The organism is Plasticicumulans acidivorans (assembly GCF_003182095.1).
Lineage (GTDB): Bacteria > Pseudomonadota > Gammaproteobacteria > Competibacterales > Competibacteraceae > Plasticicumulans > Plasticicumulans acidivorans.
In genome coordinates, this window is the sequence record NZ_QGTJ01000006.1 from 249,598 (window position 1) to 272,053 (window position 22,456).

A 22,456-nucleotide genomic window follows, 5' to 3' on the forward strand; every position below is an offset into this window, starting at 1 on the left:
AAACCGTATTTGTGATATTTTTTATTCAATCACTTTTGCCGGACCCGCCCGAAATGACCACCCGTGCCGCGCTGCAGGACCTCGTCGACGAAGCCGTCGTTCATCTGCTGCTGCATGAAGGCCGCAAGCCGACGATCGAAGCCGTGCAGGACTGGCTCGAACGCCACGACTACGGCCGGCGCAACAACAACGCCATCGCCGCCCAGGTCAAAAGCTGCTGGGACCGACTCCCTTCACGACTGGCGGCGCACACGCAGCTGATCGAGCTCGAACCCGACGTGCTCGAACTCGTCGCCCAGTTGCGCGGCAAACTCGCCCTGCAGGCGGCCGCGGCGTTCGACGCCGAACGCGAACGCTTCCACGCGCAACTGCAGGAAACCGAGGCGCTTGCCGCCGCCCGCGTGCACGATGCCCAGCTCGCCGCCGAAGCCGCGGCCAGCCGTGCCGGCGAGCTCGCCACCCAGCTCGCCCAGCAGCAGGTGCTGCTCGCCGAAGCCCGCGAAGCCACCGCCCGCAGCGAGCGCGAACGCCAGGCCGAACGCACGGCGCTGGAAGCACGCCTCGACAACCTGCAGGCGGCGCTGACGCAGGAAGCCAGTGCCGGCGCCCAGCTGCGCGCGCAGCTCGACAGCGAACGCCGTGCCGCCACCGAGGAACTCGCTGCCCAGCGCGAGGCGGCCAGCCGGCTCGACGGCGAACGTTTGCTGGAAATCGATCGTCTGCGCACCGAACTGGCGGCGCAGCGCAAGGCGCAGCAAACCGAGCGTGCACAAGCGGAGAAAGCCCGCGAGCAGCTCAGCGAGCGCCTCGAAGACGCTGTGCGGACCCAGCGCGCACTTGATGAAAATCTCGCCAGCCAGCGCGCGGAAATGACGGCGCAGACGGCGCGCACGCAGGCCGCCGAGCTGCGGGCCGGCAGTCTTGAGGAGGCGCTGACAGCGACGCGGGCACTGCTCGAAACCCGCGCGCAGCACGTCAGCGAACTCGGCGCGCGGCTGGAATCGGTCGAAGCCGAGCAGCGTCAGCTGCGCACGCGGCTGCGCCGCCGCGAAGTCCTCGCCCGGCGCCTGTGGCGTTTGTGGCGACGCGCCCGGGCGCATGCGATAAAGCCGGCCACCCCCGGAGCATCCGGAGCCGAGGCATGAACCGCAAAGCTGACGACAAGGGGCTCGCGCCCGTTGCTGGACACCTGCCGCCTGCCGAGACGGCGCTCGAAGGCACCCTCCTTCCGCGTGCCGCGCCGGTGCGCGGTTTCAGCTCGGATGAGGCCGCCGTGCAGGCTTATCTGCTCGAATTCAGCGAGCGGCCGAACACCCAGCGGGCCTACGCCCGCGAAGTGCTGCGCTATCAGCGCTGGCTGCGCGAATACCAGGGCAAGCCGCTGGCCGCGGCGACGCGCGAGGACGTGGTCGCCTACAAGACCTTCGCCAAAAATCCACCGGCGAACTGGCGCGGTCGCCGCGGCAGCCACGACGGCGCGCCCTTCGTCAACGGCCTCACGCCCGCCGGCCTGCGGCAGATGGTGCTGATTCTCGGCGGGTTTTACGGCTACCTGCAGCGCACGCAGCACGTCGAGCACAATCCGTTCACGGTCGCGCGCGAGCGTGCGCCGGTCGACAATTCCGCGCAGTGGCGCATGCGCGCGCTGAAGTGGGATCTGCTCGAAGACGTCATCGCCCTGCTCGCTGCCGAGGCCGATGCGCTCGATGACGGCCCGCCGCGGCACCTGGTCGAGCGTGAGCTGTTCGCGATCCAGTTCCTCGCCAACCTCGGCCTGCGCCGCGGCGAATTCGCCAGCGCGACCAGTCAGGAGCTGCATTACGAGGACGATCCGGCCGACGGCACGCGCTACTGGTACCTGCGCATCACCGGCAAGGGCCGCAAGACGCGCGACGTCGCCCTCAACAGCGATGCGCTGGCCGCCTGGCGGCGCTGGCAGCAGTACATGCAGCGCAACGGCCTCAATGAACCGCGCGGCCGGCTGTTGGCGGCGTTTTCCACGCGCGGCGAACTGGAGCGCCGCGGCTGTTCGGAAAACACCGTCTACCGCATCGTGCAGTCGGCCTATGCCCGTGCCGCCGAGCGCCTGGAGACGAGCGACCCGGACGGTGCCGAGCGTCTGCGCGAAGCCACCCCGCATCGCCTGCGCCACAGCTTCGCCACCGCCACCGTCGATGCCGGTGCCCGCCTCGACATCGTGCAGAAGCAGCTCGGCCACGCCAGCATCCAGACCACCACGCGCTACACCGGTGTCGACAAACTGGCACTGGCGCGGGAGATGAATCGGCGCAAACGCTAAGCTCCGCGGCCGTGTCGGCGCGGGCGGCGAAGATCCGCGCTCGCGTCGTCATTTCTGCTCGACGGTGCCCGTCAATGCATCGCGTGCATGACTGCGCGGCTGTCATCCGCGCACAAGAGAATTAAATGATGGGGAAATCCGGCAAAATGGTTCGCCTGTCATACTTGGTAGAGCGCTGTTTTGCATAAGGTTAAAAATCGAAAAATCCGCTGACAAACGTCTGGACGGTGCATCTGCGGCCGGCATTTCATTCAGCATTCATCTGTCGGTGTCCGCTCAAGCGATCGGGACCGATAATTCAGGCACACGAGGCTGCAATACCCATGTATGGATTTCGCGGTAGTTATCACTTGCGCAACACGGACGCGTCCGAGCAAAGCCCGTCATCCGGCGACGCATGTGCCGCGAGTATCGACGCGGATGCCGGAAGTTTTTCCCGCGATTCCGCTGGTCTGCATGCCGTTTTCTGCGGACACCCGCAATGGCGAGACTCTGCTTTAAAAGAACTGGCGCAAAGTCAAGGTAATTCTGCGGCCCTGATGGCCGCCTGGCGTCAGCGCGGTGATGGCATTCTCGATTTGCTGGCCGGGGATTTTGCGTTACTGATCATCGATGAAGCGGCCGGGCGCGTGTTCGCGGCAACCGACCGTATCGGTCGCTGGCCATTGTTTTATGCGCACACGCAGGAGCAGGTCGCGTGTTCGACCAATGCCGGATATTTGAAAGATATCGCCTGGATCGACAGCCACTTGTCGGAGCAGGCTATTTATTCGTATCTGTATTTCCATATGGTGCCGAGTCCGCTGTCGATCTTCCGCGGTATTTCGAAGCTGCCCGGAGCTCATGTATTTGATTGGCAGCGGGGCAAAGTCACGGTGCGCTGCTGGTGGCAGCCGCAGTTCACCGAAGACAGCCACGCGGACATGAAAACACTGGGTGCGGAGATGATGGGCATCATCCGCAAGTCAGTGGGTCGATTGGCCGACAATGCCGCTGTCGGCGCGTTTCTTTCGGGCGGGCTGGATTCTTCAACGGTTGCGGGCGTGCTCTCCGAGATCAGGCCTAATGCCGATACCTTTTCCATCGGCTTCGATGTCGCCGGCTATGACGAAATTTCCTATGCGCGCATTGCCGTGCAGCATTTCAATACGCAGCGCCATGAATACTACGTTACTCCGGAAGATGTCGTCGCATCGATTCCGCAGATCGCTGAACACTATGATGAGCCGTTTGGAAATTCTTCCGCCCTGCCCGCTTATTATTGCGCGAAGATGGCGCGCGAATGCGGCATAGAGCGCCTGCTGGCCGGTGACGGCGGCGACGAAATATTTGCCGGCAACGAGCGTTATGCGAAACAGAAAGTCTTTGAGCTGTATGCCAATCTGCCGGGGGTGTTAAAGACCGGCATTCGCTCCACCCTCGCCGCTTTGCCGCAGACTCCGGCACTGCTGCGTAAAGCACGCAGTTATGTCGAGCAGGCCAGTGTTCCGCTGCCGGATCGCCTCGAAAGCTATAATTTCCTGCACCGAATCGATGCGGCGACGATGTTCACGCCGGACTTTTTGCAGCAGGTCGATCAACACGCGCCGGAAGAATTGATGCGTGATATTTACCGGCGTCCGGCCGATGCCTCCTCGCTCAATCGCATGATGTATCTCGACTGGCAGCGCACGCTGGCCGATAACGATTTACGCAAGGTACAGCGGACCTGCGAGCTGGCGGGTGTCGATGTCGTTTATCCGCTGCTCGATGATGAACTGGTCGAGTTTTCCTGCCGTGTTCCATCACGCATGAAACTGCCGGGCCATCGGCTGCGCTATTTCTACAAGCAGGCGACCCAGGACTTTCTGCCGGTTGAGATCCTGCGCAAAAAGAAACACGGTTTCGGCCTGCCCTTCGGTATCTGGATGAAAGAACATCCGGCCTTGCGCGCGATGGCCTGCGAGAGTTTGGGACAGCTGGCGCAGCGCGGCTGGATTCGTGCCGAATTCATCGACGAAGTGCTGAAACTGCACAATACGGCGCACAGCTCCTACTACGGCGAACTCGTCTGGATACTGGTGATGCTGGAGCAATGGCTGGAAGCCCATCACGTCTGATGAGCCGTGCCCGGGCCGGGGCGTAACAGCTTTCGCAGCGAGTCGTCCAAAGCGGCATCGACGCCTGAGCTTTGCGATTCAATCGGGCCTCAGACCCTGCATGGGGGCGTTTTCGATGCGGCGTATCGACAGCCATCCGCCGCCATGCAACGAACGGATGGCTGCGGCGCGCTTCATCGCCCGCGCTGCAGCTCGAAGCGCTCGTCGGCGCAGGCCCGGTACAGCAGGAAGCCGAGTGCCGAGAGCACTGCGGCGCTGAGCATGACCCAGGCCATCGGTGCGCCGCTGCCGTCGTGAAAGTAACCGACGGCGGCGCTCGCCAGCATGCCGAAACCGAACTGGCTGGCGCCGAACAGCGCCGCGGCGACGCCGGCGTTGCGCGGGTAGCCGTGCATCAGCAGGCCGATGCAGTTGGCGCCGAGCAGGCCGGTCATGCCGACCATCGCAAACAGTGCCCCCGCTACGCCGATCACGCCGACGTGCGTCTGCAGCAGCGGCAGCGCCAGGCCGGCGAGCAGCGTGATCAGGCAGCCGATGCCGGCCAGGCGCTGCGGGCCGAGTCGGCGCACCAGGCGGCTGTTGGCGTAATTGGCGAGGAAGATGCCGAAGGCGTTGACGGCGAACAGGCCGCCGTAGGCCTGCGGCGACAGGTCGCTCAGCTCGATGAAGTAAAACGGCCCGGCAGTGATGTAGGCGAACATCGCCGCGAACGACATGCCGCCGGCGAGCAGCAGGCCGAGCGCCGCCGGATCGCGCAGCAGGCGGCCGTAGGCGGCGAAGGCCAGCACTGCGCCGCCGCCGCCGGCGCGCTCGCGCGGCAGGGTTTCCGGCAGCCAGCGACCGCTGGCCAGCAGCGCCAGCGTGCCCCAGCCGAGCAGCGCGGCGAAGATCGTGCGCCAGTCGCCCCACAGCAGGATGGCGCTGCCGAGCAGCGGCGCGACCAGCGGTGCCATCGAAGTCACCATGCCCATCAGCGACATCATGCGGATGGCCTCGGTCGGCGAGTAAATGTCGCGCGCCACCACCCGCGCCAGCACCGAGGCTGCACCGCCACCGAGCGCCTGCACGAAGCGCGCGGCGAGCAGCATGTCGACGTTGTCGGCGAGCATGCAGGCGAGGCTCGCCAGCGTGAACAGCGCAATGCCGCCGAGCAGCACCGGCCGGCGGCCGAAGTGATCGGCCAGCGGGCCGTAGATCAGCATGCCGACGCAGAAACCGCCGAGCGAGACGGTGACGGTGAGCTGCACCTGCTCGATCGCCGTCGCCAGGCTGCGCGCGATTGCCGGCAGCGCCGGCAGATACAGATCGATCGACAGCGGCCCGAAGGCCGCCAGCGCGGCGAGCAGCAGGATCAGCAGGAAACGGGGTGGCAGCGGAGGCAGGTCGGGCCGCGTGTTCATGGGCGAGCGCTCATCGGCGAGGTGCATGCGGTCTGCCGACCGCTGCACAGGCAGGGTCGGCGACTATAACCTGCGGTTTCGCGGCAACGGGCGGGGTTTACCAGCGCTTGCGCAAACGCATGGCTCGCGGGCCTGACGGCCGCTGCGCTCAGGCCTGGGGGGCGGCAGACTCGGATGTCTGAGCCTGAGTCTCGGGCTGAGGTGCCTGCGAGGCTTCGAGGCGCGCCAGCTCATCGAGGCAGGCCAGACCGGCATCGAAGATCGCCACGCCCAGCGCCTCGCGGGCCAGCAGCCGTTCGCGTTGCGCGCTGCACAGGCTGGCGTTCATCGCTTCCAGGTGGCGGCTCCAGATCGCACTCCAGTCGATCAGCCAGGCGCGCTGGGCGGCCAGCAGATCGAGCGGATTGAGGCTGCCCTCGAAGCGTATCGGCCAGTCTCCGCGCAGTCGTGCCGGCACGATGTCCGCCCAGCTGTCCCAGACCCTGCGCTGTGCCTCCAGGCTGCGTTGCAGGTATTCGCCGAGTTCGCTTGCCATTTTCATGACCTCCAGCATTTGGCCGGTGTGCTCCGCACTCCGGCACGGTTGTGCCCGGACGCTGCTTTCAGCTTTGCATCGCGCCGATGGTGCGACGCAGCCGACGCAGCGCCAGAGCGAAGAACACGGCACCGATGGCCGCGACCATCAGCAGTTGCGGCCAGACCACGCTCAGGCCGGCGCCGCGGAACAGGATCGATTGCGCCAGCGCCACGTAATGCGTGGTCGGCGCGAACGACATCAGGTACTGGATCTGCTCGGGCATGCTTTCGCGCGGCGTGGTGGCGCCGGAGAGGATCTCCAGCGGCAGCAGCACCAGGATCGACATCAGCCCGAACTGCGGCATGCTGCGGGCGAGCGTGCCCATGTAGATGCCGATCGAGGCCGCGGCGAACAGGTACAGCAGCGTGCTGAAGCCGAACAGCGTCGCCGAGCCGACCACGCTGATGCCGAGCAGGCCCTTGACCATCACCTGCAGCGACAGCGACGAGGCCAGCACCACCACCACGCCCATCGACCAGATCTTGGAGAGCATGATTTCCAGTGGTGTCACCGGCATCACCAGCAGGTGTTCGAGCGTGCCGTGCTCGCGCTCGCGGATCAGTGCCGCGCCGGTGAGCAGGATGCCGAGCATGGTGACGTTGTTGATGATCGCGGTGATCGCGGTAAACCACGAAGCCTGCAGATTGGGGTTGAAGGCCGACCGCGACACCAGTTCCAGCGGTGCGGCGACGCTGTCCTGACTGCGCTGCACGAAGGCCTGCACCTCGTTGCCGACGATGTTCTGCACATAGCCGGTGCCGGTCTGCGCTTGGCTCAGGCGGGTGGCGTCGACGTTGAGCTGCAGCGCCGGCGCGCGCCCGGCGAGCACGTCGCGCTCGAAGTTCGGCGGAATATCCAGCACGAAGGTATGGCGGCCGGCATCCATGCCGCGGTCCATCTCGGCCAGATCGACATACTGCGGATCAATGAACTGCGGCGGATGCAGCGCGGCGATGATGCGCGTCGACAGCTGCGAGCGATCCTCGTCGACGACGGCGATGGTGGCGCGGTTCAGCGACTCGGGCTTGGCCGTCGACTCCGAATACACCGAGCCGGTGAACATGAACACCACCAGAAACATCATCGCCATATCGCCGGACAGGCTGCGGAATTCCTTGAAGCCGAGCTGGCCGATGTGACGTAAAGACAGACGACGCGGCATCTTCCCTCCTCGCTCAGCGCCCCTGCTTGCGCAGCAGCAGCGCCGAGACCAGCGTCAGCAGCGGCGGCGTCAGCAGCAGCGGCAGGAACGAGCCGGTCAGATCGGTCAGGCCGAGCGCTTTTGAAAACGTGCCGCTGCTGATGATCAGGAAATGCGCCGTCGGGTAGACCGCGCCGATCGCCGCACCGGCGCCCTGCAGCGAGGACACCGGATCGAGCAGCCCGGAGAACTGGATCGCTGGCAGCAGCGTGCCGATCGCGGTGCCGGCGATCGCCGCGATCTGGCTCGACGTCATCGTCGAGGCGAGGATGCCGAGCGAGGTGGTGGCGGTGACGTAGAGCAGCGCGCCGCCGACCAGCGTCAGCAGGCTGCCCTTGAACGGCACCTGGAACAGGCCGATGGCGATCAGGAACATCAGCGCGAAGCTCAGCATCGACAGCCCGATGTACGGCAGCTGCTTGCCGAGCAGGAATTCGAGCTTGGTCACCGGCGTGGTGTAGACGTTGAGGATCGAGCCGAGCTCTTTTTCACGCACCACGCCGAGCGCGGTCAGCATCGCCGGGATGAACACCAGCATCAGCGGCATCACCGCCGGCACCATCGCCACGATGCTGCGCATGTCCGGGTTGTAGCGGTAGCGCATCTCGATGCTGGCGGGCGCCTGGCTGGCATTGCCGCTGCTGAGCAGCAGCCCCTCGGCGAGCGTCTGCGCGTGCATGCCAGTGACGTAGCTGCGGGCGATCTCGGCGCGCGTCGGCATCGAGCCGTCGAGCCAGACGCTGACCTGCGTCGGCGTGCCGCGCGCCAGATCGCGGCCGAAGTTCGGCGGGATCTCCACCGCCATCGCCAGCTCGCCGTGGCGCATGCGGGTGTCGAGTTCGTCATGGCTGTGCAGCGCCGGCTGCTCGCTGAAATAGCGCGAGCCGGCGATGCGCAGCGTGTAGTCATGGCTGGCGATGCTCTGGTCCTGGTCGAGCACGGCGTAGCGCAGGTTCTCGACGTCGAGGCTGATGCCGTAGCCCATCACCAGCAGCAGCACGACGCTGCCGAGCAGTGCCAGTGTCAGCCGCACCGGATCGCGGCGCAGTTCCAGTGCCTCGCGGGCGCTGAAGCTGAGCAGCCGCGCCAGGCTGAAGCGGGCGATGCGCGCCGCGCTCGCCGTCGGCACCGGCGCCGTGCTCGCTGCCGCCGGTGTCGCCTCGGCCAGCGGCGCTTCGGCGCCCGCCGCCTCCAGGCAGCGGATGAAGGCGTCTTCCAGACTGCTTGCGTCGTGGCGGGCGACCAGCGCCGCCGGAGCATCGCTGTCGAGGATGCGTCCGGCATGCATCAGCGAGATGCGGTCGCAGCGCTGCGCCTCGTTCATGAAATGCGTGGTGATGAAGATGGTCACGCCATCCTGGCGCGACAGATCGATGATCAGCTCCCAGAAGCCGTCGCGCGCCACCGGGTCGACGCCCGAGGTCGGCTCGTCGAGGATCAGCACGTCGGGTCGGTGCAGCACGGCGACTGCCAGCTGCAGGCGCTGGCGGATGCCGAGCGGCAGCGTATCCGGCAGCGCATCCAGCACCGGGCCGAGATCGAAGCGCTGCACCAGCTCGTCGATGCGCGCGGCGGCGTCCACCGGCGGCAGATCGAACAGCTGCGCGTGCAGCGCCAGATTGCCGCGCACCGTCAGCTCGGCGTACAGCGAAAACGACTGCGACATGTAGCCGACGCGGCGGCGGGTATCGAGGTTGCGGGCGTCGAGCACCTGGCCGAGCAGCCGCGCCTCGCCGTGCGTCGGCTTGAGCAGGCCGGTCAGCATTTTCATCGTCGTCGACTTGCCGCAGCCGTTGGAGCCGAGAAAGCCGAAAATCTCGCCGCGGCGCACCTGCAGGCTGACGTCGTCGACGGCGATGAAATCGCCGAAGCGCATCTGCAGACCGCGGGCGTCGATGACCACCTCACCGGCTTCGAGCGGCGGGATCGTCAGCGCGTGGTGGCCGCGCCGGCGCACCGGTGGCAGCAGCGCCAGAAACGCCGCCTCCAGCGTCTCGCTGCCGGTGCGTGCGCGCAGCTCGGCCGGCGTGCCGGTGGCGAGCACGCGGCCGCTGTCGACCGCGACCAGCCAGTCGTACTGCTCGGCCTCCTCCATATAAGCGGTGGCGACCAGCACACTCATGCCCGGCCGGCCGGCGCGGATGCGCGCGATCAGCTCCCAGAACTGGCGCCGCGATAGCGGATCGACGCCGGTGGTCGGCTCATCGAGGATCAGCAGGTCGGGATCGTGGATCAGCGCGCAGCACAGGCCGAGCTTTTGCTTCATGCCGCCGGAGAGCTTCTGCGCCGGGCGCCCGGCGAAGGCCGTCAGCCCGGTGCTGGCCAGCAGTTCGCTGATGCGCCGCTCGCGCTCGGCGCGCGACTGGCCGAACAGGCGGCCGAAAAAGTCGATGTTTTCGAACACCGACAGCGTCGGGTAGAGATTCTTACCGAGGCCCTGCGGCATGTAGGCGATGCGCGGACACACCGCTTCGCGGTGGCGGCGCGAGGCCATGTCGCCGTCGAGCACCTCCACCCGCCCCTGCTGGATGCGGCGGGCGCCGGCGATCAGGCCGAGCCAGGTCGACTTGCCGACACCGTCCGGGCCGATGAAGCCGACCATGCAGCCGGCCGGAATCTCCAGGTCGACGCCGTCGGCAGCCAGACGTTCGCCGTAGCGGTGGCGCAGCCCGCTCAGGCGTGCGACCACGCCGGCGTTCATGGCAGATGCACCTGCAGTGCCTGCGGCCAGGCGGCCTCGCTGCGCAGGCGCACGTGGGCCATGCCCGGCAGGCCGGTCTTGACCTGCTGCGGGTACTGGCGCAGCAGCTCGGGATCGATGCGCGCCTTGACGCGGAACACCATCTTCTGCCGCTCGCTCTGGGTTTCCACGGTCTTCGGTGTGAACTGCGCGACGCTGGCGACATAGGAGATCTGCGCCGGGATCACGTACTGGCGGGCGGCATCGAGGACGATGCGCACCTCGCTGCCGAGCGCGACGCGGCCGGCCGCCATCTCCGGCAGGAAAAAGGTCATGTAGACGTCGCCGATGTCGACCAGGCTGACGATCTTGCCGCCGGCGGCGACCACCTCGCCCGGCTGCACGATGCGGTACTGCACGCGCCCGCCGCGCGGTGCGCGCAGCACGCCGTCTTCGAGTTCGGCCTGCAGCCGCTCGACGACGGCGCGGGCGGCGTCGATCGCCGCCTGCCGCTGTTCGACGGCGGCCTCGGCGGCGGTCACGGCCGCCTGCGCGGCAGTGATCTGCGCGCGGGCGACGTTGACGTTGGCGGCCGCGGTGCGGGCGCGGGCGGCATCCTCATCGACGGTCTGTGCCGAGATGGCCTGGCGCGCCAGCAGGCTGCCCGAGCGCGAGCTGGTGCGCTGGGCGAGGTCGGCCTCGGCCTGGCGCTGCACCAGCACCGCCTCGGCCATGGTCACGTCGGCCTTGCGCTCGGCGATCTGCGCCAGCGCGGTCTGCTTGGCACTCTCGGCATTGGCAACCTCGGCACGCGCCTGGGCGAACTGCGCCTGGGTGGTGCGCAGGTCCATGCGTGCCACCACCTGCCCGGCCTGTACGAAGTCGCCTTCGTTGACCAGGATTTCGGCGACGCGGCCGGCGGTCTTTGCCGCCACATCCAGCTCGGTGGCCTCGATACGGCCGTTGCCGCGCACGAAGCTGCCGTCATCGACCGGCGCCCGCAGCCACCACAGCGCCCCGCCGCCGCCCAGCAGCACCAGCAGGACGACTCCGACCAGCCCCTTCTTCGTTGCGGCGTTCATGCGCGACTCCCGGCGCTCGCGGGCCATTGCGGCCTGCTGGGTATTAACCAACGATTGTTGGATTATGGGCGGGCATCGACTAAGTTTCCAGTCACTGCCGCCGCTGCAGCCGGCGGGCGCGTACAGCGGGCGGGTACCGGTGTGCGCCAAGCGTTACGATGCGCGACCCGGTGGCCGGCGCGGGCGTCGCGCCGTGCTGAGAGAGGAGCCCTGAGGATGACGCAAGCAAGAGCGCGCCGCGGTCCCGGTCGGCCGCGCCGCGAGGAAGCGGACGGCCAGCAGCGGCTGCTCGATGCCGCCGTCACGCTGTTTGCCGCCCAGGGCTTCGACGCGGTCGGGCTGCGGGCGATCGCCGCGCAGGCCGATTGCGATGTATCGATGGTCGCTCACCATTTCGGCTCGAAGGCCGCGCTGTGGCGGGCGGTGGTCGATTCGATGCTGCCGCAGCTGCACATCAATCTGGCGCAGGTCGACGCCATCTGCCAGGCCCGCGGCGAACCGCTGCAGTGCCGCGTGGTGCGTGCCATCGGCCTGCTGTTCGACCACATCACCGCCTCCGAGGCGATGGCGCGCTTCGTCATGCGCGAGACCAGCGAGCCGGGCGAGCGCCTCGACTACCTGGTCGAGCACGTCATCCGCCCGGTGATGCAGCACTACACCCCGCTGTGGCAGGAGGCGGTGCAGGCCGGGCTGTTCCCGCCGCTGTCGCCGCCGCTGCTGCACACCGGCCTGGTCGGCGCGGTCGCCTTCCTGCTCGGCTCACAGGCGATGCTGGCGCAGCTCAGCGATCCGCCGCCGGACGCGGCGGCACTGCGCGATGCCTTCTGCCAGAGTCTGTTCACGCATTTCGCACGCGGCGCGGCCGAACCTCACATGCCGAGGTAGGCAGCGCGCACGCGCTCGTTTTCCAGCAGGCGCGGGCCGTGGTCGCTGAGCACGATCTCGCCGGTTTCGATGACGTAGCCGATATCGGCGATCGCCAGCGCCGCACTGGCGTTCTGCTCGACCAGAAAGATGGTCATGCCCTGCGCGCGCAGTTCCTCGACGACGGCGAAGATCTCCTCGATCAGCAGCGGTGCCAGCCCCATCGACGGCTCGTCGAGCAGCAGCAGGCGCGGCCGGCTCATCAGTGCACGGCCGATTGCCAGCATCTGCTGCTGACCGCCGGACAGCGTGCCGGCCGGCAGCCGGCGCTTGTCCTTCAGCACCGGGAAGCGCGCGTAGACGCGCTCCAGATCCTCGGCGATGCCGTCGCCGCTGCGGCTCCAGGCGCCGAGGCGCAGGTTGTCCTCGATCGACAGCGGGCCGAACACCTGCCGCCCTTCCGGGCTCTGCGCGATGCCGAGGGCGACGCGCCGGTGCGCCGGCAGCCGGGTGATGTCCTGGCCGTCGAAGCGGATGCTGCCGGCGGAAACCGGCTGCAGCCCGGCGATGCAGCGCATCAGCGTGGTCTTGCCGGCACCGTTGGCACCGACCAGCGCGACCAGTTGCCCGGGACGGATGCTCAGCTCGACGCCGCGCAGCGCCTCGATGCGGCCGTAATGGCTGTGCAGGCCGCTGATCTGCAGCAGCGGCAGCGGCAGGCGCAGCGGCTCCGGCGGTGTGCCGTGGCCACCGAGGCCCCAGGGCTGCGGCGCCAGCTGGGTCAGGCGGGCATGCAGCGCGCGGTACTCGGCGCGCAGCTGCGGACCGAACAGCGGATCGTCATGGTCGGTGAAGGCGGCGTCGATCTGCGCCCAGTCGATGGTGCTCAGGCGCTGCTCGGCGAGCGGCATCAGCTCGCGTTCCTCGCGCTGCATGTGCTCGCGGTTGCGCTGCACATAGCTGCCGAGCGCGGCGAGCAGCGCGCTGCGTTCGGCCGCGCCGCCGGCAAGCGCCGCCTGCAGCCGCTGCTGCAGCTCGGCCAGCGCGCGGCGGCCGTGGCGGTGGTCCTGCTCCAGGCGCTCGATCAGCGCCGCGGCCGCGGGGTCGCGCTGGCGCAGGCGGGCGAACAGGAAGTCGTCCTCCTTCGGGTGGTGCAGGCGGTCGGCGAAGGTGTTCATGTAGTCGAACACCGCGGCGAACAGCGCCGGTTCCGGCGCGGCGCCGGCGGCGATGCGCTCGCACAGGTGTTCGAGCAGGCTGAGCACGCGCTCGATGCTGGCGTGCTCGTTGCGGATGATGCGCAGGGCTTCGGCCATCACGCGGCTCCCAGATAGGCGGCGATCACGTCGGGATTGGCGCGCACTTCGGCCGGGCTGCCCTCGGCGAGCTTGCGGCCGTAGTCGAGGACCAGGATGTGCTCGGCGAGGTTCATCACCAGCTTCATGTCGTGCTCGACCAGCACCACGGTGATGCCGCGTTCGGCGATGCGGCGGATCACCGCTTCGAGCTCGGCGGTCTCGGTGGCGTTGAGGCCGGCGGCCGGCTCATCGAGGAACAGGATCTGCGGCTCGGCGGCCAGCGCGCGGGCGATCTCCAGGCGCTTGAGCGCGCCGTAGGGCATCGCCGCGGCTTCGGCCGCGAGGTAGGCGCCGCAGCCGACGAAGCTCATCAGCTCGGCGGCGCGCTCGCGGGCGCGCCGGTCGCTGCGGCCGATCGCCGGCAGCCGCAGCAGCACCGGCAGGAAGCGGCGGTCGAGCTGCAGGTGCGCGCCGACCATGACGTTTTCCAGCGCCGTCAGGTTCATGCAGATCTGCAGGTTCTGGAACGTGCGGTTGAGGCCGCGTTCGGCGAGGCGGTTCGGCGGCAGCCCGCCGACCTCCTCGCCGCGCAGGCGGATATGGCCGCGGCTCGGCGTATAGACGCCGCTGATCAGGTTGAACAGCGTGGTCTTGCCGGCGCCGTTGGGGCCGATCACCGCGTGCACCGCACCGGCCTCGATGCGGTATGAAACATCCTGCACCGCGTGCACGCCGCCGAAGGACTTGCTCAGGTGCTCCAGTTCGAGCAGCGCCGTCATCATGCCGCCCTCCGCGTCTGCAGCCAGCCGCGCAGGCCGGGCAGCAGGCCCTGCGGCAGCACGATCATCGACACCATCAGGATCAGGCCGAACACCAGCATCTCGTAGTCTTCGAGCCCGGAGAGCAGCTGCGGCAGCAGCGTCATCAGCGCCGCGCCGAGCACCGCGCCGTAGGTCGAGGCCATGCCGCCGATCACCACCATCGTCACCAGTTCCACCGAGTGCAGGAAGCTCGCCTGCCCCGGCGTGACGAAGCCGGTGTAATGCGCCGACAGGCTGCCGGCGATGGCGGCGAACACCGCCGAGATGACGAACACCTGCACCTTGCAGGCAGTGGTGTCGACGCCGGCGACGCGGGCGGCGACTTCCGAACCGTGCACCGCGCGCAGCGCGCGGCCGAGCGGCGAATCGATCAGGTTCTGCGCCAGCCAGATCGCCAGCAGCAGCAGCGTAGCGAAGATCCAGTACCAGGCGCGCTCGCCCTGCGGCTCCCAGCCGAACAGCACCAGCCCCGGCACCGCCATGCCGTCGGGCCCGCCGGTCAGCGCCGACTCATTGCTGAGCACCAGGCTGACGATCATGCCCAGGCCGAGCGTGGCCATCGCCAGGTAATGCCCTTTCAGGCGCAGGATCGGCCGGGCGACCAGGAAGGCGAGCAGGGCCACGCCGGCGGCGGCGCTCAGCAGCGCCAGCCAGGCCGGCCAGTCGTAGCTGCCGCAGAGGATCGCCGAGGCATAGGCGCCGAGGCCGAGAAAACCGGCGTGGCCGAGGCTGATCTGCCCGGCGTAGCCGATCAGCAGATTCAGGCCGACGGCGATGATGGCGTTGATGGCGATGCGGTTGGCGACATCGAGCAGGTAGGCATTGCCGGCCAGCCAGGGCAGCAGCAGCAGGCCGGCGGCGAGCAGCAGCAGGCCGCCGTATCGGGAATCGAGCAGCTTCATGGTCACACCCGTTCGCTGGCGCGCTGGCCGAACAGCCCGTTCGGCAGGAAGAACAGCACGACGAAGATCAGAGCGAAGGCGACTGCATCCTTGTAGGCCGAAGACAGATAACCGGCGGCGAGCGTCTCGGCGACGCCGAGCAGCAGGCCGCCGGCGACGGCACCGGCGCTGACGCCGAGGCCGCCGAGCACCGCGGCGACGAAGCCCTTGATGCCGAGCATCAGCCCCATCTCGTAGCTGGCCGCGGTGATCGGCGCGATCAGGGCGCCGCCGATGGCGCCGAGCGCCGCCGACAGCGCAAAGCAGGCGAGCAGCACGCTGCGGGTGTCGATGCCGCTCAGGCGGGCCGCGGCGGCGTTGATCGCCGTCGCCAGCACCGCCTTGCCGCTCAGCGTGCGGCTGAAGAACAGCCCGAGCGCCAGCATCAGCAGGGCGCTGACGCCCATCACCCACAGCGTCTGCGGCACCAGCGTGGCGCCGAGCAGATGCAGCGGCTGCTCACCGGAGAAGGCCGGCAGCGGGCGGAACTGCTTGCCCCACAGCAGCTGCGCCAGCCCGCGCAGAAAGATCGAGGCGCCGATGGTGATGATGACCAGCGACACCACCGGCGCGCCGCGGGCGCGGTCGAGCGCCAGGCGCTGCAACAGCATGCCGACCAGCGCCGCGCCGGCGACCGCCAGCACGAGTGCCAGCCACAGCGGCAGGCCCAGTCCGCTGAGCACGGCGGTGAGCATGCCGCCGATCATGATGAATTCGCCCTGGGCGAAGTTGATGACGCCCGAGGCGTTGTAGATCAGCGTGAAACCCAGCGCCGCCAGCGCGTAGATCGCGCCGATGGTCAGGCCGGAGACGAGAAACTGCATTTCGGCGGACATCGCGATGCCTCCGCAGGTGGGCCGCGCAGGCGCGCTCAGTCGACCAGAGTCCAGCCGCCGTCACGCACTTCGAGCATGCGGAAGGCGCTGGCATCGAGGCCCATGTGGTCGCTCGGCGACATGTTGACCACGCCGCTGGCACCGACGTAGCCGCGGGTCGCCTCCAGCGCCGCGCGCACCTTGTCGGCCTCGACGCTGCCGGCACGCTTGACCGCATCGGCCCACAGCATCAGGCCGTCGTAGGCATAGCCGCCGAAGGTCGAAACCTCGCCGCCGAACTTCTGCGTGTAGGCGGCGGTGTAGCCGGTGACTACGGCTTTCTGCGGATCGCTGTCGGCGAGCTTGTCGGCGACCAGCAGCGCCGGCGACGGCAGGCGCACGCCCTCGGCGGCGGCCCCGGCCAGCGCCAGGAATTCCTTCGAGGCGACACCGTGCGACTGATACAGCGGCAGCTCGATGCCGAGCTGGCGGTAGTTCTTGGTGACGATCGCCGGGCTCTGGCCGAGGCCGAACACCAGCACCGCCTGGGCGTCGCTGCCGCGCACCTTGGTCAGCTGCGCGCTCATGTCGGTGTCCTTGGCGCCGTAGGTCTCGTCGACGACGATGCTCACGCCTTGCGCGGGTGCGACATCGACGCACTGGTCGTGCCCCGACTTGCCGAAGCCGCTGGTCTCGGACAGCAGTGCGACACGGAGCAGGCCGCGCTTGTGCATGTCGGCGAATACCTTTTCGCAGGCCATGCGGTCGGTGTGCGGTGTCTTGAACACCCAGGGCTTGACCGGATCGACGATGACCACCGCGCCAGCGAAGGAGATGAACGGCAGCTGCGCCTTCTCGACCAACGGCACCGCGGCCATCGTCGCGCCGGTGGTGGTGCCGCCGAGAATGACGTCGACCTTGTCGCTGGCGATCAGGCGCTTGACGAAGGTATTGGCCTTGGCCGCCTCGCCGGCATCGTCGTAATGCACCAGCTCCAGCGGCCGGCCGAGCAGGCCGCCGGCGGCGTTGAGGCGCTCGACGTAGAGCTGCAGCGTCTTCAGCTCCGGGTCACCGAGAAAAGCCGCCGGCCCGCTCACCGACAGCACGCTGCCGATGCGGATCGGTTCGGCGGCCTGCGTCGCGGCGGTGAGGCCGAGCCCGAGCAGGACGGACAGCGTCAGCGAAATGCGCTTCATCGTGGGGTGTCTCCTTTGGTGGTGTCGGCGGGCACGCCCGGCGTGCCGGCGACGGTCCGGGTCGACGGGCGCCCGGGCATCTCGTTGTGTGGTGTGTCGTGGTCTTGGCGGCGGTTCGCAGCGGAACCGGCGCCGGCAAAATATGATACGTATTTATATTTACTGTCAACGATTAACGTATCGCTTTTTATCGCCTTATTCTCTGCCTTGACAGGCAAAACACGGGCATTGGCCTGCGTTCATGATTCAAGAAAATGGCTTTTCTCGTATCAGGTGCGTGTACTACGATTTCGCGTCCCCTGCCCCTTTGGAGCCGCACCCGATGACCGAAGCCGTCACCCGCCTGCTGGAAGCCTTCCGCGAGCGCAAGCCGCTGCGTTCGGGCTCGCTGATCATCACGCTCTACGGTGACGCGATCGCTCCGCACGGCGGCACGGTCTGGCTCGGCAGCCTGATCAACCTGCTCGAACACTTCGGCATCAATCAGCGGCTGGTGCGCACCTCGGTGTTTCGCCTGGCGCAGGAAGGCTGGCTGAGCGCGCAGCAGGTCGGCCGGCGCAGCTACTACAGCCTCACCGACTCCGGTCGCCGCCGCTTCGAAAACGCCTTCCGCCGCATCTACGCGCAACCGGCGCAGCAGTGGAACGGCCGCTGGTGCCTGGTGTTCACCGCCCTGCCCGGCCTCGATGCCGCCAGCCGCGAGCAGCTGCAGCGCGAGCTCGGCTGGCAGGGCTTCGGCACCCTGGCGCCCGGCGTGCTCGCCCACCCCGGCCTCGACGCCGCCGAAATCCAGCCGACGCTGGAAGCACAGGGCGCGCAGCACAAGGTGGTGGTGATGAATGCCGACGGCGGCAGCGTGCTCGGCGAGCAGCCGCTGCGCGAGCTGGTCAACCTCGGCTGGGACATGGCACACCTGGCCGAGTCCTGGGGGCAGTTCCTCGAACGCTTCCGTGCGGTGTGGCGGGCGCTGGCCAACGCCCAGTCGCTCGACCCGCAGGAATGCCTGCTGGTGCGCACCCTGCTGATCCACGAATACCGCCGCTTGCTGCTGCGCGATCCGCAGCTGCCCGACGAGCTGATGCCGGCCGACTGGGCCGGCACCGCCGCACGCCTGCTCTGCCGCAATCTCTACCGCCTGCTGCAGGGGCCGGCCGAGCGTCACCTGCTGGCGACGATGGAAACCGCCGACGGCCCGCTGCCGGAGGCCGCGCCGTATTACTTCAGCCGCTTCGGCGGCCTCGACCAGCCGCCGGACGCGCTGAACTGAGCGCGGCTCAGGTCTCCTGATCGAAGTCGAGCACCAGGCGGTCGCTGACCGGGAAGCTCTGGCAGGTGAGGATGAAGCCGCGGGCGACCTCGTAGTCCTCCAGCGCGAAGTTGACGTCCATGTCGACTTCGCCCTCGACCAGCTTGCAGCGGCAGGTCGAGCACACCCCGCCCTTGCACGAGTACGGCAGCTCGACGCCCTGCGCCAGCGCGGCATCGAGCAGCGAGTCGCGGTTTTTCTCCAGCGAGAAGCTGTGCACGCGCCCGTCCTGGATCACCGTCACTTCGCAGTCGTGCTGACCGGGCGCTTCGTGGTCATGGCGCGGTGCGGCCGCCGCGGGAATGCTGGTGGCGAACAGCTCGCGACGGATGCGCTCCGGGGCGATGCCGTGGGCGCGCAGCGCGCTGTGCACTGCCTCCATCATCGCGTGCGGGCCGCAGATGAAAGCGGCGTCGATGTCGGCCGGGTCGATCCACTGCGTCAGCAGCGCCTCGACCTTGGCGGCGTCGATGCGGCCGTTGAACAGCTCGATGTCCTGCTGCTCGCGGCTGAGGATGAAGCACAGATTGAAGCGCTCCATGAAGCGGTCCTTGAGATCCTCCAGCTCCTCCTTGAACAGCACCGTGCCGGAGGCGCGGTTGCCGTAGAACAGCGTGAAGCGGCTGTGCGGCTCGCTCAGCAGCGTGGTCTTGATGATCGACAGGATCGGCGTGATGCCGCTGCCGGCGGCGAAAGCGACGTAGTGGCGCGCCTGCACCGGGTCGAGCGGCAGGTTGAAGTGGCCCGACGGCGGCATCACGTCGAGCTGCTGGCCGGGCGCCAGATGCTCGTTGGCCCAGCCGGAAAAACGCCCGCCGGGCACGCGCTTGATGGCGATGCGCAGGCGATCGTCCTGCACCGCCGAGCAGATCGAATACGAGCGGCGGACTTCCTCGCCGTCGATGTCGGCGCGCAGCGTCAGGTGCTGGCCCTGGGTGTAGCGAAACTGCGCCCGCAGCGCCTCGGGCACGGTGAAGGTCACGGCGATCGCATCGCGCGTCTCGCGCTGCACCTGCGCCACCGCCAGGCTGTGGAACTTGTTCATCGGGGTCTCTCCTCCTCGCCGCGACACCCGCGCACGGGCGCCGGCACAGGCCGTTCGTGGCACCTGCCTCAGCGGCAGCGGCCCTCAGTGATGTCTGCCGCTGCCGGCGCCTGCTTCAGTGGCGTCTGCCTGCAGCGACACTCGCCGTCGTGGCACTTGCCATCAGTGGCATTTGAAATAATCGAAGGGCTCGCCGCAGTCCGCGCAGCGCCACAGCGCCTTGCACGGCGTCGAGCCGAAGCGGCTGGTCTCGCGGGTGTTGTGCGAGCCGCAGCGCGGGCAGCTCACGCCCTGCGTCGGCGCCCGCGGCCGGCCGATGGCGCTGAGCGGCACGTGCACCTCGCCAGCGCGGCCGACCGGCGGCGCGATGCCGTAGGCACGCAGCTTTTCGCGGCCCGCGTCGCTCAGCCAGTCGGTGGTCCAGGCCGGCGACAGGCGCGTGGCCACGTGCACCGCGGCCAGGCCGCGGGCCTGCAGGGCGCTGCGGATGTCGGCGGCGATGACCTCGGTCGCCGGGCAGCCGGAATAGGTCGGCGTCACCGTCACTTCGAGGATGTCGCCGTCCCAGGCCAGCTCGCGGACGATGCCGAGATCGAGCACCGACACCACCGGGATTTCCGGGTCGGGCACGGCGGCGAGCCATTCGCGCACTTGTTCCAGCGTCGGCCGGGCGTTCATCGCGGCGCCCTCACCACTGCACGCCGGGATAGGCGCGCGGCAGGAACTGCATCTCGGCGAGCAGATAGCCGAGGTGCTCGCTGTGCCGGCCCTGACGGCCGCCGTGCTGCATCCAGGCGTCGGCGTCGGGCATCGTCAGCGTCGCCGCGGTGCACACCGCGCCGACCTGCTGCAGCCAGCCGGCGCGCAGGCTCTGCGGGGCCGGCACGATGCCCTGCTCGACCAGCGTGGCGTCGTGGGCATCGGCGTCGAACAGCTCGCCGCTGTACATCCACAGCCGCTCCAGCGCCGCCTGCAGGCGGGCGTGGCTCTCGGCGGTGCCGTCGCCCAGGCGCAGCATCCAGTCGCTGGAGCGTTCGAGGTGATAGCTGACTTCCTTCAGCGCCTTGGCGGCGATGGCGGCGATGCGCGCATCGCTGGAGGCGGTCAGTGCGCTCAGCTCGGCGTGGTGCCAGGCATCGAACAGGAACTGGCGGGCGATGGTCTGCGCATAGTCGCCGTTGGGCTGCTCGACCAGCAGCACATTGCGGAAGGCGCCGGCGTCGCGGCCGTAGGCCAGTGCGTCCTCGTCGCGGCCGCGGCCTTCGAGCTCGCCGGCGTAGGCCAGCCACAGCCGCGCCTGACCGATCAGGTCGAGGGCGACGTTGGCCTGCGCCATGTCTTCTTCCATCACCGGGCCGTGGCCGATCCAGGCGCACAGGCGCTGCGCCAGCACCAGCGCGTTGTCGCCGAGGCGCAGCAGGCATTCGAAACGTGCGTCGTTCATGCCGGCCGCCTCACATGTGCTTCACTTCTTCCGGCACCGGGAAGAAGGTCGGATGGCGGTAGATCTTGTCCTGTGCCGGCTCGAACAGCGCCGCTTTGTCGTCCGGGGCGCTGGCGGTGATCGCCGCCGAGGGCACCACCCAGATGCTCACGCCCTCGTTGCGCCGGGTGTAGACGTCGCGCGCGTTCTTCAGCGCCAGCGCGGCGTCCGGCGCGTGCACGCTGCCGACGTGCTTGTGCGCGAGCCCGTGCTGGCTGCGGATGAACACTTCCCACAGCGGCCAGTCTTTCATCGTGATCTCTCCTTCGTGCGGTGGTTGGCGGCAGGCCGGCTCAGGCGGCCTGCGAATGCCGCTCTGCGGCGGCGTGTTTGTCGGCGTAGGCCAGCGCGGCGGCGCGCACCCACTCGCCCTCGGCCCAGGCCTCGCGGCGCGCCTGCAGGCGCTCGCGGTTGCACGGGCCGTTGCCCTTGAGCACGGCGTGGAATTCGGACCAGTCGATCGCGCCGAAGTCGTAGTGGCCGCGCTCGGTGTTCCAGCGCAGGTCGGCGTCGGGGACGCGCAGGCCGAGGTATTCGGCCTGCGGCACGGTCTGGTCGACGAACTTCTGCCGCAGCTCGTCGTTGCTCAGCAGCTTGATCTTCCAGGCCTGCGACTGCGCGCTGTGCACCGAGTCGGCGTCCGGCGGGCCGAACATCATCAGCGCCGGCCACCACCACCGCTCCAGCGCGTCCTGCGCCATCGCCTTCTGCTCCTCGCTGCCGCGGCACAGCGCGAGCAGCAGGTCGTAGCCCTGGCGCTGGTGGAAGCTCTCTTCCTTGCACACGCGCACCATCGCCCGCGAGTACGGACCGTAGGAGCAGCGGCACAGCGGGATCTGATTCATGATCGCCGCGCCGTCGACCAGCCAGCCGATGGCGCCGATGTCAGCCCAGGTCAGCGTCGGGTAGTTGAAGATGCTCGAATACTTCGCCCGGCCGGTGTGCAGATCGTCGACCAGCTGCTCGCGCGAGACGCCGAGCGTTTCCGCGGCGCTGTACAGGTACAGGCCGTGGCCGGCCTCGTCCTGCACCTTGGCGAGCAGGATCGCCTTGCGCTTGAGGCTCGGCGCGCGGGTGATCCAGTTGCCTTCCGGCAGCATGCCGACGATCTCGGAATGTGCGTGCTGCGAAATTTGCCGCACCAGCGTGCGGCGGTAGCCCTCCGGCATCCAGTCCTGCGCCTCGATCTTCTGGCCGTCGTCGATGCGGGCCTGGAAGGCCTGTTCGTCGGCGTCCATCTCCTCGCGTGAGCGCAACCGGCTGGCGCCGGTGTCGACCATCTGTGCGTACATGGTTCTGTGTCCTCCTCGGCATCTGTGACTGACTTTATATGATACATAATAGTTTAA

General features: G+C 68.3%; 20 protein-coding genes. 5 read left to right on the plus strand and 15 right to left on the minus strand.

The annotated features are described in order from the left end of the window. Nucleotides 1–53: 53 nt before the first annotated feature. From C7443_RS20530 to C7443_RS12125, 3 genes are all read left to right on the plus strand, one after another. On the plus strand, nt 54–1,145 hold the full coding sequence (locus C7443_RS20530; protein WP_110018880.1) for a coiled-coil domain-containing protein: 1,092 nt from the start codon (nt 54–56) through the stop codon (nt 1,143–1,145). Further along, on the plus strand, nt 1,142–2,299 hold the full coding sequence (locus C7443_RS12120; RefSeq protein ID WP_110018881.1) for a tyrosine-type recombinase/integrase: 1,158 nt from the start codon (nt 1,142–1,144) through the stop codon (nt 2,297–2,299). The genes C7443_RS20530 and C7443_RS12120 overlap by 4 nt, the downstream gene beginning before the upstream one ends. A gap of 350 nt (nt 2,300–2,649) precedes the next feature. Then, entirely contained in the window at nt 2,650–4,398 is a 1,749-nt protein-coding gene (locus C7443_RS12125) for an asparagine synthetase B family protein (protein ID WP_246004642.1), read from the plus strand. 173 nt (nt 4,399–4,571) lie between these two features. Here C7443_RS12125 and C7443_RS12130 read toward each other — a convergent pair whose 3' ends face one another. From C7443_RS12130 to C7443_RS12150, 5 genes are all read right to left on the minus strand, one after another. After that, nucleotides 4,572–5,798, minus strand: coding sequence for a Bcr/CflA family multidrug efflux MFS transporter (locus C7443_RS12130; protein WP_110018935.1), 1,227 nt, complete (start codon nt 5,796–5,798; stop codon nt 4,572–4,574). Between the two features lie 148 nt (nt 5,799–5,946). Continuing rightward, nucleotides 5,947–6,333 carry a hypothetical protein gene (locus tag C7443_RS12135; protein ID WP_146213298.1) on the minus strand — a complete coding sequence of 129 codons (387 nt, stop codon included), beginning with the start codon at nt 6,331–6,333 and terminating at the stop codon, nt 5,947–5,949. Between the two features lie 67 nt (nt 6,334–6,400). After that, the gene (locus tag C7443_RS12140) at nt 6,401–7,537 is read right to left on the minus strand and encodes an ABC transporter permease (protein WP_110018884.1); all 1,137 of its coding nucleotides are present in this window, start codon (nt 7,535–7,537) and stop codon (nt 6,401–6,403) included. 13 nt (nt 7,538–7,550) lie between these two features. Next, nucleotides 7,551–10,277 carry a ribosome-associated ATPase/putative transporter RbbA gene (gene rbbA, locus C7443_RS12145; protein WP_110018885.1) on the minus strand — a complete coding sequence of 909 codons (2,727 nt, stop codon included), beginning with the start codon at nt 10,275–10,277 and terminating at the stop codon, nt 7,551–7,553. Then, complete coding sequence (locus C7443_RS12150; protein ID WP_110018936.1) at nt 10,274–11,338, minus strand: HlyD family secretion protein; 1,065 nt, start codon at nt 11,336–11,338, stop codon at nt 10,274–10,276. Before C7443_RS12150 ends, rbbA begins: the two co-directional genes overlap by 4 nt. 216 nt (nt 11,339–11,554) lie before the next feature. Between C7443_RS12150 and C7443_RS12155 the strand changes: the two genes are divergently transcribed. Continuing rightward, a complete protein-coding gene (locus C7443_RS12155) occupies nt 11,555–12,223 on the plus strand; it encodes a TetR/AcrR family transcriptional regulator (RefSeq protein ID WP_110018886.1) in 669 nt (222 codons plus the stop codon). On the opposite strand, the gene C7443_RS12160 is transcribed toward C7443_RS12155, so the two are convergent. From C7443_RS12160 to C7443_RS12180, 5 genes are read right to left on the minus strand one after another with little or no spacing between them, the layout of a single operon-like run. Further along, nucleotides 12,208–13,518: an ATP-binding cassette domain-containing protein gene (locus tag C7443_RS12160; protein ID WP_110018887.1), complete on the minus strand. Its 1,311-nt coding sequence runs from the start codon at nt 13,516–13,518 to the stop codon at nt 12,208–12,210. The two genes, C7443_RS12155 and C7443_RS12160, sit on opposite strands and share 16 nt — an antisense overlap. Then, nucleotides 13,518–14,279: an ABC transporter ATP-binding protein gene (locus C7443_RS12165; RefSeq protein ID WP_110018888.1), complete on the minus strand. Its 762-nt coding sequence runs from the start codon at nt 14,277–14,279 to the stop codon at nt 13,518–13,520. Before C7443_RS12165 ends, C7443_RS12160 begins: the two co-directional genes overlap by 1 nt. Then, nucleotides 14,279–15,223, minus strand: a complete 945-nt coding sequence (locus tag C7443_RS12170) for a branched-chain amino acid ABC transporter permease (RefSeq protein WP_110018889.1) — start codon at nt 15,221–15,223, stop codon at nt 14,279–14,281. The genes C7443_RS12165 and C7443_RS12170 overlap by 1 nt, the downstream gene beginning before the upstream one ends. 2 nt (nt 15,224–15,225) lie before the next feature. Next, nucleotides 15,226–16,098 carry a branched-chain amino acid ABC transporter permease gene (locus C7443_RS12175; protein ID WP_110018890.1) on the minus strand — a complete coding sequence of 291 codons (873 nt, stop codon included), beginning with the start codon at nt 16,096–16,098 and terminating at the stop codon, nt 15,226–15,228. Nucleotides 16,099–16,133: 35 nt separating this feature from the next. Continuing rightward, nucleotides 16,134–17,273 carry an ABC transporter substrate-binding protein gene (locus C7443_RS12180; protein ID WP_110018891.1) on the minus strand — a complete coding sequence of 380 codons (1,140 nt, stop codon included), beginning with the start codon at nt 17,271–17,273 and terminating at the stop codon, nt 16,134–16,136. 322 nt (nt 17,274–17,595) lie between these two features. On the opposite strand from C7443_RS12180, the gene paaX reads away from it, so the two are divergent. Continuing rightward, nucleotides 17,596–18,540 carry a phenylacetic acid degradation operon negative regulatory protein PaaX gene (gene paaX / locus C7443_RS12185; RefSeq protein ID WP_110018892.1) on the plus strand — a complete coding sequence of 315 codons (945 nt, stop codon included), beginning with the start codon at nt 17,596–17,598 and terminating at the stop codon, nt 18,538–18,540. A 7-nt stretch (nt 18,541–18,547) separates the two neighbouring features. Here the strand turns inward: paaX and paaE are convergent, their stop codons facing one another. The 5 genes from paaE to paaA all read right to left on the minus strand — a co-directional run bounded on the left by paaE (nt 18,548) and on the right by paaA (nt 22,399). Continuing rightward, complete coding sequence (gene paaE / locus C7443_RS12190) at nt 18,548–19,624, minus strand: 1,2-phenylacetyl-CoA epoxidase subunit PaaE (protein WP_110018893.1); 1,077 nt, start codon at nt 19,622–19,624, stop codon at nt 18,548–18,550. A gap of 162 nt (nt 19,625–19,786) precedes the next feature. Next, nucleotides 19,787–20,302 (minus strand): 1,2-phenylacetyl-CoA epoxidase subunit PaaD, encoded by a 516-nt coding sequence (gene paaD, locus C7443_RS12195; protein WP_110018894.1) that lies wholly within the window; start codon nt 20,300–20,302, stop codon nt 19,787–19,789. Nucleotides 20,303–20,312: 10 nt separating this feature from the next. After that, nucleotides 20,313–21,068 carry a 1,2-phenylacetyl-CoA epoxidase subunit PaaC gene (gene paaC / locus C7443_RS12200; RefSeq protein ID WP_110018895.1) on the minus strand — a complete coding sequence of 252 codons (756 nt, stop codon included), beginning with the start codon at nt 21,066–21,068 and terminating at the stop codon, nt 20,313–20,315. Nucleotides 21,069–21,078: 10 nt separating this feature from the next. Next, nucleotides 21,079–21,360 (minus strand): 1,2-phenylacetyl-CoA epoxidase subunit PaaB, encoded by a 282-nt coding sequence (paaB, locus tag C7443_RS12205; RefSeq protein ID WP_110018896.1) that lies wholly within the window; start codon nt 21,358–21,360, stop codon nt 21,079–21,081. A 40-nt stretch (nt 21,361–21,400) separates the two neighbouring features. Further along, complete coding sequence (paaA, locus tag C7443_RS12210; RefSeq protein WP_110018897.1) at nt 21,401–22,399, minus strand: 1,2-phenylacetyl-CoA epoxidase subunit PaaA; 999 nt, start codon at nt 22,397–22,399, stop codon at nt 21,401–21,403. Nucleotides 22,400–22,456: the final 57 nt, after the last annotated feature.